This is a genomic window from Aquidulcibacter sp. (assembly GCF_044346625.1).
In the GTDB taxonomy this organism is placed as follows: domain Bacteria; phylum Pseudomonadota; class Alphaproteobacteria; order Caulobacterales; family Aquidulcibacteraceae; genus Aquidulcibacter.
This window is the reverse complement of the sequence record NZ_JBIIYV010000002.1, coordinates 64,677-77,919: the sequence shown is the minus strand read 5'-3', so window position 1 is coordinate 77,919 and position 13,243 is coordinate 64,677. Positions and strand designations below refer to the sequence as shown.

Below are 13,243 nucleotides of genomic sequence, written 5' to 3'. Positions count from 1 at the left end.
CCGCTTATTCTTGGTCTGGGTCGGTTGCGACCCCAACACGCTGGGCGAGTGAGGCGGCCATAAACATATCTAGGTCGCCATCCAGCACACCGGATGTGTCTGACGTCTCGGCCCCGGTGCGAAGATCTTTCACCATCTGATAGGGCTGCAGCACGTAGGAGCGGATCTGATGGCCCCAGCCAATGTCCGTCTTTTGGTCTTCCAACGCATTGGCGGCGGCTTCGCGCTTTTGCAACTCCATCTCATAGAGCCGCGCGCGTAGCATTTTCCAAGCAATGTCACGGTTCTTATGCTGGCTCCGCTCTTGCTGCGAGGCGCATGCGATGCCGGTGGGCAAGTGGGTGATCCGAACAGCGGAGTCGGTTTTATTGATATGCTGACCGCCGGCACCCGATGCACGATACGTATCAATGCGCACGTCTTTGTCTTGAATATCAATCACGATGGTATCGTCGACCACCGGATAAACCCAGACGCTGGAGAAACTGGTATGGCGCTTAGCGGCACTATCGAATGGTGAAATACGAACAAGTCGATGCACGCCAGATTCTGTCTTCAGCCAGCCAAAAGCATTCTCACCCTTAATCAAGAGGGTCGAAGATTTGATGCCAGCCTCTTCGCCGACACTTTCTTCAATTTCCTCAACACTCATGCCACGCGATTGCGCCCAACGGACATACATGCGGCGCAAGATGCTGGCCCAATCTTGACTTTCCGTACCACCAGCGCCCGCATTGATTTCAAGATAGGCATCATTGCCATCAGCTTCACCCGACAAAAGCGCTTCTAGTTCAGCACGATCCGCGCGTGTCTTCGCGTCGACGAGGCCTTTACGGGCCTCCTCGATCATGTCTTCATCGCCTTCGGCTTCAGCCATTTCAGCCAGCTCTACATTGTCGGTTAGGTCACGCTCTAATTGCCGGACAGCCTCGACAGAGGCTTGGATACGGTTGCGCTCGCGCATCAAGCTTTGGGCTTCTTGTGGATTATCCCACAGGTCCGGCCTCTCGCTCAACGCATCAAGCTCGTCCAAGCGGCGCAAGGCAACATCCCAGTCCAACCGGCGACGCAAGAGCGCCACAGATTTACTGATGTCACGACTAAGCGCTTCAAGTTCGGCGCGCATAAGGTCTCTCCAAATCAATCCACGCAGACGGCGGACATAAGCAAGGCCGGCCTGAAGGTCCAGACCGGCCAAAAAATGGTGTCAGTTTGCGTCGTCAGCCTTCTTTTTCGGCCTTCGGGGTAGCTTCTGGGGCGCGTTGCGGGGCAGCCTTCTTTGGCGCAGAGGCACGTGCTGGGGGGGTGTCATCAATGACAATTGCGCTTCCGGGCCGCATATCAACGCGCGGTCCATCGGTCCGGCCACTGCGCATTTGCGCTAAAGTGGCAGCAGCAGCGGCTGGATTGGTTTGCAGTTCAGCTAGAATATTCATCCGTTCTTCTGCTTCGATTTCGCGCGTGACTTCTGGGGAGGCTGAAAAATCCTCTACCGGTCGGCCTTCGTGAGCCTTCATCATATATTGTTTGAAGATCGGTCCGGCGACTGGGCCGCCTGATGCGCCTTGATAAATCGTGCGCGGCAAGTCGTAGCCGACATAAACGCCGGTTGCGATAGAGGGCGAAAAGCCAACGAACCAAGCATCCTTATAGTCGCTTGTGGTCCCAGTCTTACCAGCAACTGGACGACCGAAATCAACGCCGCGCCCGGTCCCTCTCAAGACGACGTCGCGCAAGATACCCGTCATTTCCCAAGCTGTGCGCGGGGAAATCACTTGCACACCCCATGGGTCGATTTGGGGTGGCCCTCCATCGGGATTCAACGCCGTATCGCAAGCCGGGCAAGAGCGCCGGTCTGAACGCCAGACCGTTCGGCCTCGCGGATCCTGCAAGCGGTCGTAGAACACCGGCGGGATATAGCGACCACCATTTGGAAACACGGCAAATGCCGAGGTTAGGCGCAGCACCGTTGTTTCCCCGGCCCCCAAAGCCATGGTTAAATCATTCGGTAGATCATCATAGACGCCAAAACGCCGCGCATAATCGGCGACACGTCGCATGCCTATGCGGCGGGCGATGCGCACCGTCACCGTATTGCGCGACATCACCAGCGCTTGGCGCAAGGTCATCACACCGTAAAACCGACGGTCAGCGTTTTCAGGACTCCAGCCACCACCGCGGATTCTTTCATCCGAAATCTTGGTTTCAGGCGTCAGGCCTTGCTCCAACGCTGCCGCGTAAATGATTGGCTTAAAAGATGATCCGGGCTGGCGCTTGGCTTGGGTGGCGCGGTTAAAGCCTGAATCTTCCACATCCATCCCGCCTGCCATGGCGATGACAGAGCCTGTCTGAACATCGATTGAAACCAATGCACCTTGGATGCCTTGATGGCGCTGCAATTGGAGAGTACCGTCATCACGCCGCCCCAACCAAACCAAGGCTCCGTCTGCCAAGGGTTTGGACGAGCGTAGCGCCCAATCTTTATCCGCCTGCGGAATGGGAACCTTGGTCCCATTGGTGAGGCCAAATGATTGTGCATCATCGAGCACAATGGCAAAAACTGCACGAGGATCTGGCCGCCAATAACGCGCTTTGGTTAGACGCGCGGGCCAATCTCCGCCCACATTCATCATACCAACAGCGCCCGCGAAGCCGCGCGTCCGGCGGGGGTCTAAGCGGTTAAGGCTGGTGGTGAGTGCTTCACGAGCATATTTCTGCTTATCCAAATCCACGGTAGAGCGCACAATAAAGCCGCGCGAATAAGGCGCGTCCTTGCCAAAGCGGCGGATTAAATCACGCCGAACTTCTTCCACAAACTCCCCCGCATCGGGATCTGTCCAACTGCCACGCGGGTTTGGATTAACAGTCAAAGGCTCCGCACGCGCTACAGCGGCTTGCTGGGTGGTGATGAAGCCATTGTCTGCCATGCGCCCGATCACCCAATTGCGCCGGGCTAATGCACGATCCATGTGACGCTGTGGGTTATAATTGTTCGGCCCTTTTGGCAGGGCCCCCAAATAGGCGGCTTGAGCAATGGTAAGATCGCGCACGTCTTTGCCAAAATAAGTTTGGGCGGCGGCTTGCACGCCATAAGATCTAAAACCCAAAAAGATCTGATTGACATAGATCTCCATGATCTGGTCCTTAGTCAGGACTTCTTCGATCCGTATGGAAACCAGACCTTCGCGCACCTTCGATAAAATCTTGTCCAAGGTAGAGCCTCGCGCATCATCCAGTAGCAATACGTTTTCGGCCACCTGTTGGGTTATGGTCGAAGCGCCTTGCATCCGCCGCTCGCCAAGATTGCTGATATTAAACAGAACCGCGCGCGCAACACCCATGAGGTCCACGCCAGAATGCGAGTAAAAGTCCTTGTCTTCGGCGGCCATAAAGGCGGCGATCACGTGATCTGGCACTTGCTCAATGGGGATGTAAGAGCGGTTCTGCCGCGCAAATAGCCCAATCTGACGACCATCTGAGGAATAGATCGTGCTCGACACTGCGGGTTGGTAGTTTGCGAGCTTCTGGTGATCTGGCAGCCCTTGCAGCGCCATATTGACCAAAATCACAGCACCGATCACGCCCATGGCAATCGCGACCAGCGCGGTCAGAGCAATGATCTTCAAATAACGCATCGTCGCTTGGTCTTTCTCAGTCGAGTATGCGCCGAACAGGGCCCAGGGCGCTTGTACCACATTCCTCAATAGTGGCGATTAGTATGGCCTGCTTGAGGCACAAGTAAAAGCGCCCTTTGCCAGTTGGGCTGCCGCAAGCAGAGGAGAATGCATCCCTATTTGCTAGCGCCGCCGCTGATCACCTGTACCCGATCAAAATAAGTGCTGATGGATTTTGCGGTGGCGGCCATCTGACGGCTGCGGAATTGGGGATTACCCAGTCGGGCTTCGTCTTCGGGATGCGACATGAAGCCCATTTCTAAAAGGACTGCCGGCACGCGCGGCGACAGCAATACAAAAAAACCTGCTCGTCGGTGCGAGGTCTGGGTAACTGGGCCAATTTTACGGATTTCGCCGATCAAGGACTGCCCGAAAATAGCGGATTGGTTCTTGGTGTCGCGCTGGGTCAAGTCGCGCAAGATTTCCATCACCGATTTATCTTGGGTCTGGTTCGGCTGGGCAATCGACCAATTGTCATTGTTCAAAAGCTGGCGCGCGCGCTGACCGCCTGCTTCGGACAACGTGTAAACGGTCGCCCCCACAGCGCGTGAGCCTGGCGGCGCAGAGTCGGCATGCAAGGAGATAAAAAGATCGGCGCGCTTGTCGCGGGCCGTCAAGATCCGGCGTTCCAAGGTGAGAAACACATCGGCATCACGCGTCAGGATTACTTCAAACCTCCTATCACGCCGCAAATAATCACGCAACAAAATGGCACTAGCGAGGGTCACGTCCTTTTCAAACAAGGTTCCTGAAACCCCTATCGCGCCGGGGTCTTTGCCACCATGTCCGGGATCAATCACGATCACAAATCGCCGCCCGGAAGGATTTGGCCGGATTGGCGTCGGCGCGCCATTCACTGTCTCAGCCGCGCGCGGCTTGGGCAATGGTGCGGTTGTGGCAAACGTGCTGGAATTGGTCGGCACCAGTTCAAGCCGCAGTTGCCGCCCTCCTATAGAGCGCACAATTTCGTGCTTTCGCACCCGCATCGGACCCGTTAGGTCCAGCACAATGCGCGATTCTGCCTGCGACTTGTCAGCAAAGCGAATTTGCGAGACACCGCCTTCGCCGATCAAGGTACCAGCCTTGCCATTTCCGAGGCCCCAATTTACCCGCGGCATGTCGATGACAATACGCGGCGACGGTGTTGGTAAGGCAAAGAATCGATACTTGACCGATTGATCCAAACGTATCGTAACGATCGTGGCTTCTGCTGCCTGATTAGTGTTTATCGCACTCACGCGAGGCAGACCGATCGTTTGCGCTTGCACGCGAGCAAACTCCGGACTGGCCTTTGATAAGGGTGCCCGCCACTCAAAAGAAAAAGAGGCTAATCCCAGCGCCAGCATCAGCACAACAGCCAAGCGCCAAGCAAAAGTCCGGTGCGCCCGAAGGTGCCGGAGCACAGGAGCAAACACTGTTTGATAAGACAATGGCTTCATAAAGGGTCCGACTGCCGAATCTATGCGGGAATAAGCCTTCGCTTGATACCTGTAACCCACCGGACCTGTCCAATGTGGAATCAGGGAGTAAGTCGCGCTTCCCTTTCTGTGCGAAGTGAGGCAGTGTAATTCGCAATACGGGATGTATCGAATTTTGATCTGTGCCGTGTTGTTTTTTTGGAACCAGACTTGCGCATTTGAAAGCCAAGTCTCAACCAGTTCATTCGATGTGCCTTTGGGCATATTTTAAGTCGGGACGCTCCGCGGCGATGACAGTGCGCGCCACTCTGTTTCTAGAGCAATTGATCTTAGGCGAAGCTATGGCGCAAACGCGCCATTCGCATGGGCCTTATGGCCGAGATCTAGGTGACGCACTCCCATCGCGCTTCGTTCAGCGCCGACTTTCACCAACAACCTTTTATAATTCGCGCTCATTGACCGGGAGACGACGCCACTGCGTTGCCCTGCGGCCGAGCCAGTGCGCTGGAGCTTATATCTATGTCCAAAACAATGCTGATCGACGCGGCCCACCCGGAGGAGACCCGGGTTGTCGTGCTCGCTGGAAACCAGATCGACGACTTCGACTTTGAATCTGCCTCTAAAAAGCAAATTCGGGGCAACATCTATCTTGCAAAAGTCACCCGGGTAGAACCTTCCCTACAAGCGGGCTTTGTCGAATATGGCGGTAACCGCCATGGCTTCCTCGCCTTTGGTGAAATTCACCCCGACTATTATCAGATCCCGGCTGCGGACCGCGAAGCGTTGCTTGCCGAAGAAGCCGAACAAGCCGCACTTGACGAAGAAGGTGACGGCGACGACGAGCTGGTTCGCGCACGCCGCGCGGCCCAACGTCGCTACAAAATTCAAGAAGTGATTCGCCGTCGCCAGATCATGCTGGTGCAAGCGGTCAAAGAAGAGCGCGGTAATAAAGGCGCTGCACTCACCACTTATTTGTCGCTCGCCGGGCGCTATTGTGTGCTGATGCCCAACACCCCACGTGGCGGCGGCATTTCGCGTAAAATCACCGCCGTAGGTGACCGCAAGCGACTAAAATCCGTCATCTCGGAACTTGAAGTGCCTAAGGGCATGGGCTTGATCATCCGTACCGCGGGGGCCAAGCGCACCAAGATCGAAATCAAGCGCGACTATGAATATCTTCTGCGCCTGTGGGACGATATTCGCGAGCGCACCATGAAGTCGATTGCGCCATCTTTGATCCACGAAGAAGATAATCTGGTGAAGCGCGCGGTTCGAGACCTCTATGACAAGGACGTCGACGCAATCCTTGTTGAAGGCGAAGAAGCGTATCGTGAAGCCAAAGACTTCATCAAAATGCTGATGCCAAGCCACGCGAAGAAGGTGCAACAATACAAGGCCGCGACGCCTTTGTTCTCGCGCATGAAGGTGGAAAGCCAGCTTGAAAGCATCCACTCGCCAATCGTGCAATTGCGCTCTGGCGGCTATATTGTGATCAACCAGACTGAAGCTCTCGTCGCGATTGACGTAAACTCTGGCCGTTCGACGCGCGAGCGCTCGATTGAATCCACCGCTCTAAAGACCAATCTTGAAGCTGCCGAAGAAGCTGCACGCCAAATGCGATTGCGCGATTTGGCCGGGCTCGTTGTGCTCGACTTCATCGACATGGAAGAAAACCGCAACGACCGTGCGGTTGAGAAGAAGATGAAAGATGCGCTGCGTTTTGACCGCGCGCGTGTCCAAATGGGCAAAATCTCGGGCTTTGGTCTCTTGGAAATTTCCCGCCAGCGTCGCCGCACCGGCGTGCTGGAAGGGTCTAGCCACATTTGCCCGACCTGCGATGGCACCGGGCGCGTCCGCTCGCCAGAATCTGCGAGCTTGCAAGCCCTGCGGTCGGTGGAGGCCGCTGTCGCCAACCGCAAGGATTGTGAAGTCGCCCTGCATGCCGATATCGCGACGGCACTTTATCTGTTGAACGAAAAGCGCGACCACCTTACGCGCTTAGTTCAAGAGCGCGGCCTTGTCGTGCGTGTATTTGCCGAGTCTGACATGACACCTGGCCAATACCGCTTTGAAATCGTTGAGTTGGGTGAAGAATTGCTCGAGGATGATTTCGTACCTGTCTATGTGAAGATTGATGATCCAATCGATGAAGATGATGAGATCATTGAAGACGATGAGGACGAAGATCAAACCGAAGCCGATGGCGACGGTGAAGAACGTGTTAGCGCCAAAGAAGGTCAGGATAGTGAAGGCCCGCGTGAAGGCGGCAAGCGTCGTCGTCGTCGGCGGCGTGGCGGCCGTCGTGACGAGGCAGGCGAAGGCGAGACTTCGGCTCGAAGCGCTGACGGCGAAGTTGGAGACACCGCTGAAGGCTCTGGCACGGATGAAAGTGAAGGCGATGATGAGGCCGGCCCAGAAGGCGAAACCCCGGCGGAAGCTCAAGCCCGTCGCCGTCGCCGTCGCGGACGCCGCGGTGGTCGTCGCAGACGTGAAGGTGAAGCCTTGCGCTTGGGCCAAACGGACGGTCAGCCACAGAGCGAAGGCGTTGAATCCGGGCCTGAGATCGCGGGCATGGAGACTATCCATGTGGATGGCGTTGAGGCAGATGCACCAGTTGGCGATTTGACCGCTATTCCTGCGGTTGAGCCCCTACCCGTTTCTGAAGCGCCCGCTAAACGAAAGCGTCCAACTCGGAAGAAATCTGCCGACGATGTAGCAGAGGCTCCGGTTGAAGTTGCGGTGGCTGAGACCCCTGCGGCCGAAACCCCTGCAGAGGTTGAACCAATTGTCGCCGAAGCGGCAGCACCAGCAAAGAAGGCACCAGCAAAGCGCGCTCCTCGCGGCGCAAAAGCAGCTGCCAAAGCGATAGAGGAGGCAGTTGCCCCGGTTGAGGCAGTTGTGCCTGCTGAGGAAGCTGCTCTAGTCGAGCCCGAGAACACATCCGCAGTGGAGGCTCCCGAGCCTACCGAAGACTCAACACCGGCAGCGCCCCGTAAGAGTGGCTGGTGGTCGCGTAATGCTCAAAAGCTGTTTGGGAACTAAAGCAGGGCAATCTGAACCAATATTGGATGAAAAAGGGGCCAGATTCCGCAGGGAATCTGGCCCTTTCCGTTTATCGCGACACCTCTTTGCACGCTTCTTTTGCCGTTTCAGCTCTGGTTCATCCCACTGCCGCGAAATTGCCCTATTATCCATGAAAACAGTTTGGTGCTAAGCTGAAGTCGATGGTTTGAAACGAATGAAAAGGGTGATTGGTCCAGAACTATGATAGACAAAGCCAACCTAAAGCTTGGACCTTCCCCTAAGGCGCGCGCGCAACGGCTATCACCCCTTCGGGCGCTGGCCTTTGCTATGACCATCTCGTTCGCGCCGTTTCAAGCCCAAGCACAATCCTTGGTCCGCGATGCAGAAATTGAACGGACGTTGCGCGATTACTCAAATCCGATTTTCGAAGCCGCAGGTCTCGCCCCCTATGACGTGAAAATCTATATTGTGGGCGACAAGACGCTCAACGCCTTTGTCACCAATGGCCAGAACGTCTTTCTGCACACCGGCCTGATCTTAGAAACTGAAACGCCAAACCAGTTAAAGGGCGTGATTGCGCACGAGACCGGGCATATCTCCGGCGGTCATTTAGCCCGTTCCGATGCTAATATCCGCGAAGCCATGCGGCCAGCTTATGTAACAATAGCGCTGGGGCTTTTAGCCATTGCGGCAGGTGCACCCGATGCCGGTGCAGCGCTCTTGGCTAGCTCGCAACAATTTGCGATGCTGAGTTTTTTCACCTTCACCCGCGTGCAGGAAAGCAGTGCAGATCAGGCAGCGGTAACATTTCTTGAGAAGTCCGGGCAATCAGGTCAGGGCTTACTCGAGTTTTTCACCAAGTTTCGCTATAATGAAATTCTGTCGGACTCACGCCGAGAGCCCTATTTCCGGTCTCACCCGCTCTCAGGAGATCGCATTCAGGCGCTGCAAAACCGCGTGAACGAGCAGAGCAATCGCGATGCTGTGGACAGCCCTGCCGATATTGATCGCATGAAGATGATGCAGGCGAAAATCCAAGCCTTCCTCTATACCCCAGCGCGCACGTTCGTGAAATACCCAGCGTCGGATCAATCGATTCATGCTCGCTATGCCCGTGCAGTGGCAGCTTTCCGGGCACCAGACCTAACAACGGCCGTTCGGGAAACCCAAAAGTTGATCGCAGAGCAGCCCGAGAACCCGTTCTTTCACGAGCTTTTGGGGCAAATCTATTACGAGAATGGGAAGGCGGAAGCCTCTATTGAGCCTAACCGGCGCGCTGTGGCACTGGCACCAAACGAGGCACTCCTCCTAATTGGCCTTGCTAGGTCCCTCCTAGCAACCGAGCGGGCTGAGCTGCGGATCGAGGCTGAAGCTTGTTTGCGAACCGCGCTGCGGTTAGAGCCTTCAAACGCCTTTGCTTGGAACCAACTGGCGGTCGTGGCTGACCGCAACGGACAGGTCGGCCTCGCCCGACTTGCGACCGCAGAGGAAGCGTATCATCTGGGCGACCTATTGCGCGCGCACCGTTTCTCAGACCTTGCGATGCGAAATTTGGTCCGTGCAACGCCAGAATGGCGACGGGCGTTTGATATTTCAACCATCACCCTACCCTTGGCCACGAAGGCTAATCGCCGAGGTAATGATTCCCGTCCTTTCACCGCTTTGCCCGAAGCCCCCTTGGCAGCGTCCAGCTTTGCACGTCAAAGCTCCTTTGGCCTTCAGCGCGTGATCCATTCTGATGGCACTACTCGCGGTCACGACGATGCAGAAACGCACGCAAAACATTAAGAGTTAGCCGATAAAATCTTATCGAAATTCACTCATCTTCCTTGGAGACGCTGATGCGCCCTCATTCATTTGTCTCGTTGCTGGCACTTTCTGTCGCAGCATTTGGTATCACCAGCTGTTCTAAGCCGACTGAGAAAGCTGCTGAAACCGGTGAAGCCAAAGCGACCGCTGCGCAAGTAACGCCAGCGCCTGTTAATGCAGACGTTCTAAAGTCCTTGACCGCCGAGCAACAAACGGCCGTCCGCGCCCTAATTCGCGATGAACTTGTTGCCAATCCCGAGATTTTACTAGAAGCCCAGCGCGCTTTTGAGACCAAGCAAGCGCGCATTCAGAACGAAAAAGTTGCTGCTGCCTTCAAGTCCCTGAAGAGCGATCATGCCCAATTCAGCTTTGGCCCGGCCAATGCAAAGATCACGGTGATTGAGTTCTTTGACTATAAATGCGGCTTCTGTCACGCGGCCCAAGGCTGGGTCTCTAATCTGATGCAAACGCGCAAAGATGTGCGCGTGATCTTCAAAGAGCTGCCGATCCTGTCTGAAAACTCAAGTACTGCGGCTAAGGCAGCAATTGCAGCACACAATCAAGGCAAATATCTGCAAATGCATAATGCTTTGATGACTGCTCAAGGCGACCTCAACCCCGAACAAATCTTCCAGATCGCAGCCTCAGTTGGGCTAAATGTTGAGAAGCTTAAAGCCGATATGGAGAAGCCCCAAGTTGAGGCCACCATCACGGGGATGCGCGATCAAGCGACCAATCTGAATATTGGTGGCACGCCGGGCTTTGTGATCAACGGCAAGTTGGTTTCAGGCTTTAATCAGGAAGAGCTTGAAAATGCTTTGGCGACAGCCGGTGTGGACGTATCCAACCCACCTCCAGCAAGCGGTCCCAAGAAGGGCTAAACCAAGATATCAATCCCACTGATGGATTTTGCGGCACTGACCGCAAAAGCATCCTGTGTTTGCACAATGGCTTGCGACAGCGTCGATAAAGCCCGCTCTTGGCCGGGTGTTTCCTGAACCGCTCGCAAAGCCGCCATCTGCAACTGGGCAGCTTGCGCCTGCATCTTAGCATTCATCAACGACGAGACATCCATAGCACACTCCTGTGACGCTATATGGTCTCAGCAAAACCTTAGACTTGGTTTGCGGAATTTGATGCAGTTTGAGTCAAATTGGATGGGTTTTGAGCGCGGTTGAGCGCACGATGCGCGACGTGAAGCGGCACAAGCAGGTGACCTATTTTTCTTGAGAAAAACCAGTGGTGCCCCGGGTCGGACTCGAACCGACACTCCTCTCGGAACTGGATTTTGAGTCCAGCGCGTCTACCAATTCCACCACCGGGGCACGGTTGGGAGGGCAGTACCTAAACGGGCTTGCCTGTGAATGCAATCAGATTTTCTGCAACTTCCTACAAGTTGGGGCCCTTAAAGGCAGAGCATGATGCAGCGACGGGTCAATCCTGATTGGCAATCTCAGGGGCTGGGCGTATAGACAGCCGATGACATCTGCCCCGCCCCCCGCGTCTGACACGCAAGAGCCACCCGTTAGTTTTATTGATGCTATTGTCGGGCTCAAAAAGGTCGCAGGACCGGATGGGGCTTTGATTGGGGATATTGTTGATCAATTGGACGAACGCGCCTTTGGCCTGTTGATCTTGCTGTTTGCTATTCCGTGTTTGGTGCCGGGCCTGCCGGGCGCACAGGTGATTGCGATCCCGATCTTCTTATTGGCCCTGCAAATGGCGCTGGGTAAGCAAGAGGTTTGGTTGCCCAAGCGGGCGCTAGCAGCGCGGGTGAAGTCGGCTTGGATTGAGTCGATTGCTGACTTTGCCGACAAACGTCTGCGCTGGACCACCGTATTTTCAAAACCCCGCCTGACCTTCTTAGCGAGCGGTTTGGCAGAGCGTCTGGTTGGCGCGATTTGTGCGGTCGCTTCAGTCACCATTATGTTGCCGATCACCAATACGATCCCGTCGCTGGCCATCACCTTGATTGCCGTAGGTCTTCTACAAACAGACGGCCTCTTCACCTTGGCGGGCAGCCTGTTGGGTCTTGCTTGGTCGATCTTTTTGGTAGTGATGGTATGGGGCCTCTTCGCCGGAGCAGGCTTTGCTGCAACTTTGGTACAAGAGCACCTGCCCTGGTTGGGCAATATGATAGGACAATAGGCCGCATGCCTATGGGATGCGGGCTGAACTGTTCGAAGCGTGAGGAACGGCCTATATCATTATGATGCGACTACGCCCCTTCTTTAGCTTCGTCTTGGCTCACTGGCCTTGGATTGCATTAGCTTCCAGCTTGTCCATGTTAGCCATCGCGCATGGGTTTGAGCGCTTTGGCGGTTTGGCACCTTGCGCATTATGTTTGCACCAGCGCGAAGCCTATTGGATTGCTGCAGCCATCGCCGCCCTCGCCCTCCTTGCTCGCCGCATGGATGGAGCAGAGATGACAAATCGTGCGCTAAACCTGCTTTTGACCTTCGCGTTTGTGGGCGGCGCGATTGTGGCAGGCTTTCACATGGGGGTTGAGTACAAGTGGTGGCCGGGTCTGCCTTCTTGCACTGCAGCCAGCAGCGGGGCGGTGCCAACTGACCTACTTGGTGCCCTCAACCAGCCCTTACATGTCGCTGGGTGTGATGAGGCGCCTTGGATCTTCCTTGGCCTGTCGATGGCAGGGTGGAACATGTTGATCTCGCTCAAGCTAGCGATCTATTCGGGCTTGAGTGTCTTTTATCCCCGCGGCTTGACGGAGAAGTCTGATGTCTGATGCCACCACTGCCCGCTCTAGCCGACCCGCCGCGCCCGGTCGCCGCTTCGCACAAGACCGCGTCGCAGAAATGCTGCGAGTCGACCATGCGGGGGAGTTTGGTGCAACCCGTATTTATGAAGGCCAGCGCGCAGTATTCTCGCGCTTGCCCGGTGCACGACGGATTGCTGCCCAACTTGCCGAGCAAGAGGCCGATGAGGCCGTCCACAAGGCCGCATTCGACAAATTATTGCTAGAGCGCAAAGTCCGACCAACCCTTCTAGGCCCCATTTGGGGAGCAGCAGGCTTCGGCCTTGGGGTCGTGACAGCCCTGATGGGTGAGAAGGCCGCGCATGCCTGCACCGCCGCCGTCGAAGAAGTGATTGAAGATCACTACCGCGAGCAGATCGAGGAATTGGGCGATCAAGAACCTGAGCTATCAGCCATGATCAGCCGGTTTCGCGATGAAGAAATCGCCCACAAGGATCAAGCCATTGCCGAAGGCGCCAAAGACGCTTTTGGTCATCCAGTCTTAGAAGCCGTGATTAAGGCCGGATGCCGGGTTGCGATTGCAGTCTGCCAAAAGGTCTGAG

Annotated in this window: 10 protein-coding genes and 1 tRNA gene; 6 read left to right on the top strand and 5 right to left on the bottom strand. The window is 55.7% G+C overall.

Annotated elements, in window-relative coordinates; translation table 11 throughout:
* Positions 1–4 precede the first annotated feature (4 nt).
* The 3 genes from prfB to ACIQ20_RS01470 form a co-directional block, all read right to left on the bottom strand.
* Positions 5–1,126 (bottom strand): peptide chain release factor 2, encoded by a 1,122-nt coding sequence (prfB, locus tag ACIQ20_RS01480; RefSeq protein WP_395776721.1) that lies wholly within the window; start codon positions 1,124–1,126, stop codon positions 5–7.
* Between the two features lie 94 nt (positions 1,127–1,220).
* Positions 1,221–3,635 carry a penicillin-binding protein 1A gene (locus ACIQ20_RS01475; protein ID WP_395776719.1) on the bottom strand — a complete coding sequence of 805 codons (2,415 nt, stop codon included), beginning with the start codon at positions 3,633–3,635 and terminating at the stop codon, positions 1,221–1,223.
* 155 nt (positions 3,636–3,790) lie between these two features.
* Positions 3,791–5,113, bottom strand: coding sequence for an N-acetylmuramoyl-L-alanine amidase (locus ACIQ20_RS01470; RefSeq protein ID WP_395776717.1), 1,323 nt, complete (start codon positions 5,111–5,113; stop codon positions 3,791–3,793).
* A 498-nt stretch (positions 5,114–5,611) separates the two neighbouring features.
* Between ACIQ20_RS01470 and ACIQ20_RS01465 the strand changes: the two genes are divergently transcribed.
* From ACIQ20_RS01465 to ACIQ20_RS01455, 3 genes are all read left to right on the top strand, one after another.
* A complete protein-coding gene (locus ACIQ20_RS01465) occupies positions 5,612–8,134 on the top strand; it encodes an Rne/Rng family ribonuclease (protein WP_395776715.1) in 2,523 nt (840 codons plus the stop codon).
* Between the two features lie 222 nt (positions 8,135–8,356).
* Positions 8,357–9,904 (top strand): M48 family metalloprotease, encoded by a 1,548-nt coding sequence (locus ACIQ20_RS01460; RefSeq protein ID WP_395776713.1) that lies wholly within the window; start codon positions 8,357–8,359, stop codon positions 9,902–9,904.
* A 53-nt stretch (positions 9,905–9,957) separates the two neighbouring features.
* A complete protein-coding gene (locus tag ACIQ20_RS01455) occupies positions 9,958–10,806 on the top strand; it encodes a DsbA family protein (RefSeq protein ID WP_395776711.1) in 849 nt (282 codons plus the stop codon).
* Here the strand turns inward: ACIQ20_RS01455 and ACIQ20_RS01450 are convergent.
* Both ACIQ20_RS01450 and ACIQ20_RS01445 read right to left on the bottom strand, forming a co-directional pair.
* Positions 10,803–11,000 carry a hypothetical protein gene (locus ACIQ20_RS01450; RefSeq protein ID WP_395776709.1) on the bottom strand — a complete coding sequence of 66 codons (198 nt, stop codon included), beginning with the start codon at positions 10,998–11,000 and terminating at the stop codon, positions 10,803–10,805. The genes ACIQ20_RS01455 and ACIQ20_RS01450 overlap by 4 nt on opposite strands.
* Before the next feature lie 165 nt (positions 11,001–11,165).
* Positions 11,166–11,250, bottom strand: a tRNA-Leu gene (locus ACIQ20_RS01445).
* A gap of 154 nt (positions 11,251–11,404) precedes the next feature.
* Here ACIQ20_RS01445 and ACIQ20_RS01440 point away from each other — a divergent pair.
* From ACIQ20_RS01440 to ACIQ20_RS01430, 3 genes are all read left to right on the top strand, one after another.
* Positions 11,405–12,073, top strand: coding sequence for an exopolysaccharide biosynthesis protein (locus ACIQ20_RS01440; RefSeq protein ID WP_395776707.1), 669 nt, complete (start codon positions 11,405–11,407; stop codon positions 12,071–12,073).
* 61 nt (positions 12,074–12,134) lie between these two features.
* The gene (locus ACIQ20_RS01435) at positions 12,135–12,671 is read left to right on the top strand and encodes a disulfide bond formation protein B (RefSeq protein WP_395776705.1); all 537 of its coding nucleotides are present in this window, start codon (positions 12,135–12,137) and stop codon (positions 12,669–12,671) included.
* Positions 12,664–13,242, top strand: a complete 579-nt coding sequence (locus tag ACIQ20_RS01430; RefSeq protein WP_395776703.1) for a demethoxyubiquinone hydroxylase family protein — start codon at positions 12,664–12,666, stop codon at positions 13,240–13,242. Before ACIQ20_RS01435 ends, ACIQ20_RS01430 begins: the two co-directional genes overlap by 8 nt.
* Position 13,243: the final 1 nt, after the last annotated feature.

What these genes read in the sequence shown, in the direction of transcription:
- prfB (WP_395776721.1), bottom strand. Translation starts at nt 1,126, where the DNA reads ATGCGCGCCGAACTTGAAGCGCTTAGTCGTGACATCAGTAAATCTGTG.
- ACIQ20_RS01475 (WP_395776719.1), bottom strand. Translation starts at nt 3,635, where the DNA reads ATGCGTTATTTGAAGATCATTGCTCTGACCGCGCTGGTCGCGATTGCC.
- ACIQ20_RS01470 (WP_395776717.1), bottom strand. Translation starts at nt 5,113, where the DNA reads ATGAAGCCATTGTCTTATCAAACAGTGTTTGCTCCTGTGCTCCGGCAC.
- ACIQ20_RS01465 (WP_395776715.1), top strand. Translation starts at nt 5,612, where the DNA reads ATGTCCAAAACAATGCTGATCGACGCGGCCCACCCGGAGGAGACCCGG.
- ACIQ20_RS01460 (WP_395776713.1), top strand. Translation starts at nt 8,357, where the DNA reads ATGATAGACAAAGCCAACCTAAAGCTTGGACCTTCCCCTAAGGCGCGC.
- ACIQ20_RS01455 (WP_395776711.1), top strand. Translation starts at nt 9,958, where the DNA reads ATGCGCCCTCATTCATTTGTCTCGTTGCTGGCACTTTCTGTCGCAGCA.
- ACIQ20_RS01450 (WP_395776709.1), bottom strand. Translation starts at nt 11,000, where the DNA reads ATGGATGTCTCGTCGTTGATGAATGCTAAGATGCAGGCGCAAGCTGCC.
- ACIQ20_RS01440 (WP_395776707.1), top strand. Translation starts at nt 11,405, where the DNA reads ATGACATCTGCCCCGCCCCCCGCGTCTGACACGCAAGAGCCACCCGTT.
- ACIQ20_RS01435 (WP_395776705.1), top strand. Translation starts at nt 12,135, where the DNA reads ATGATGCGACTACGCCCCTTCTTTAGCTTCGTCTTGGCTCACTGGCCT.
- ACIQ20_RS01430 (WP_395776703.1), top strand. Translation starts at nt 12,664, where the DNA reads ATGTCTGATGCCACCACTGCCCGCTCTAGCCGACCCGCCGCGCCCGGT.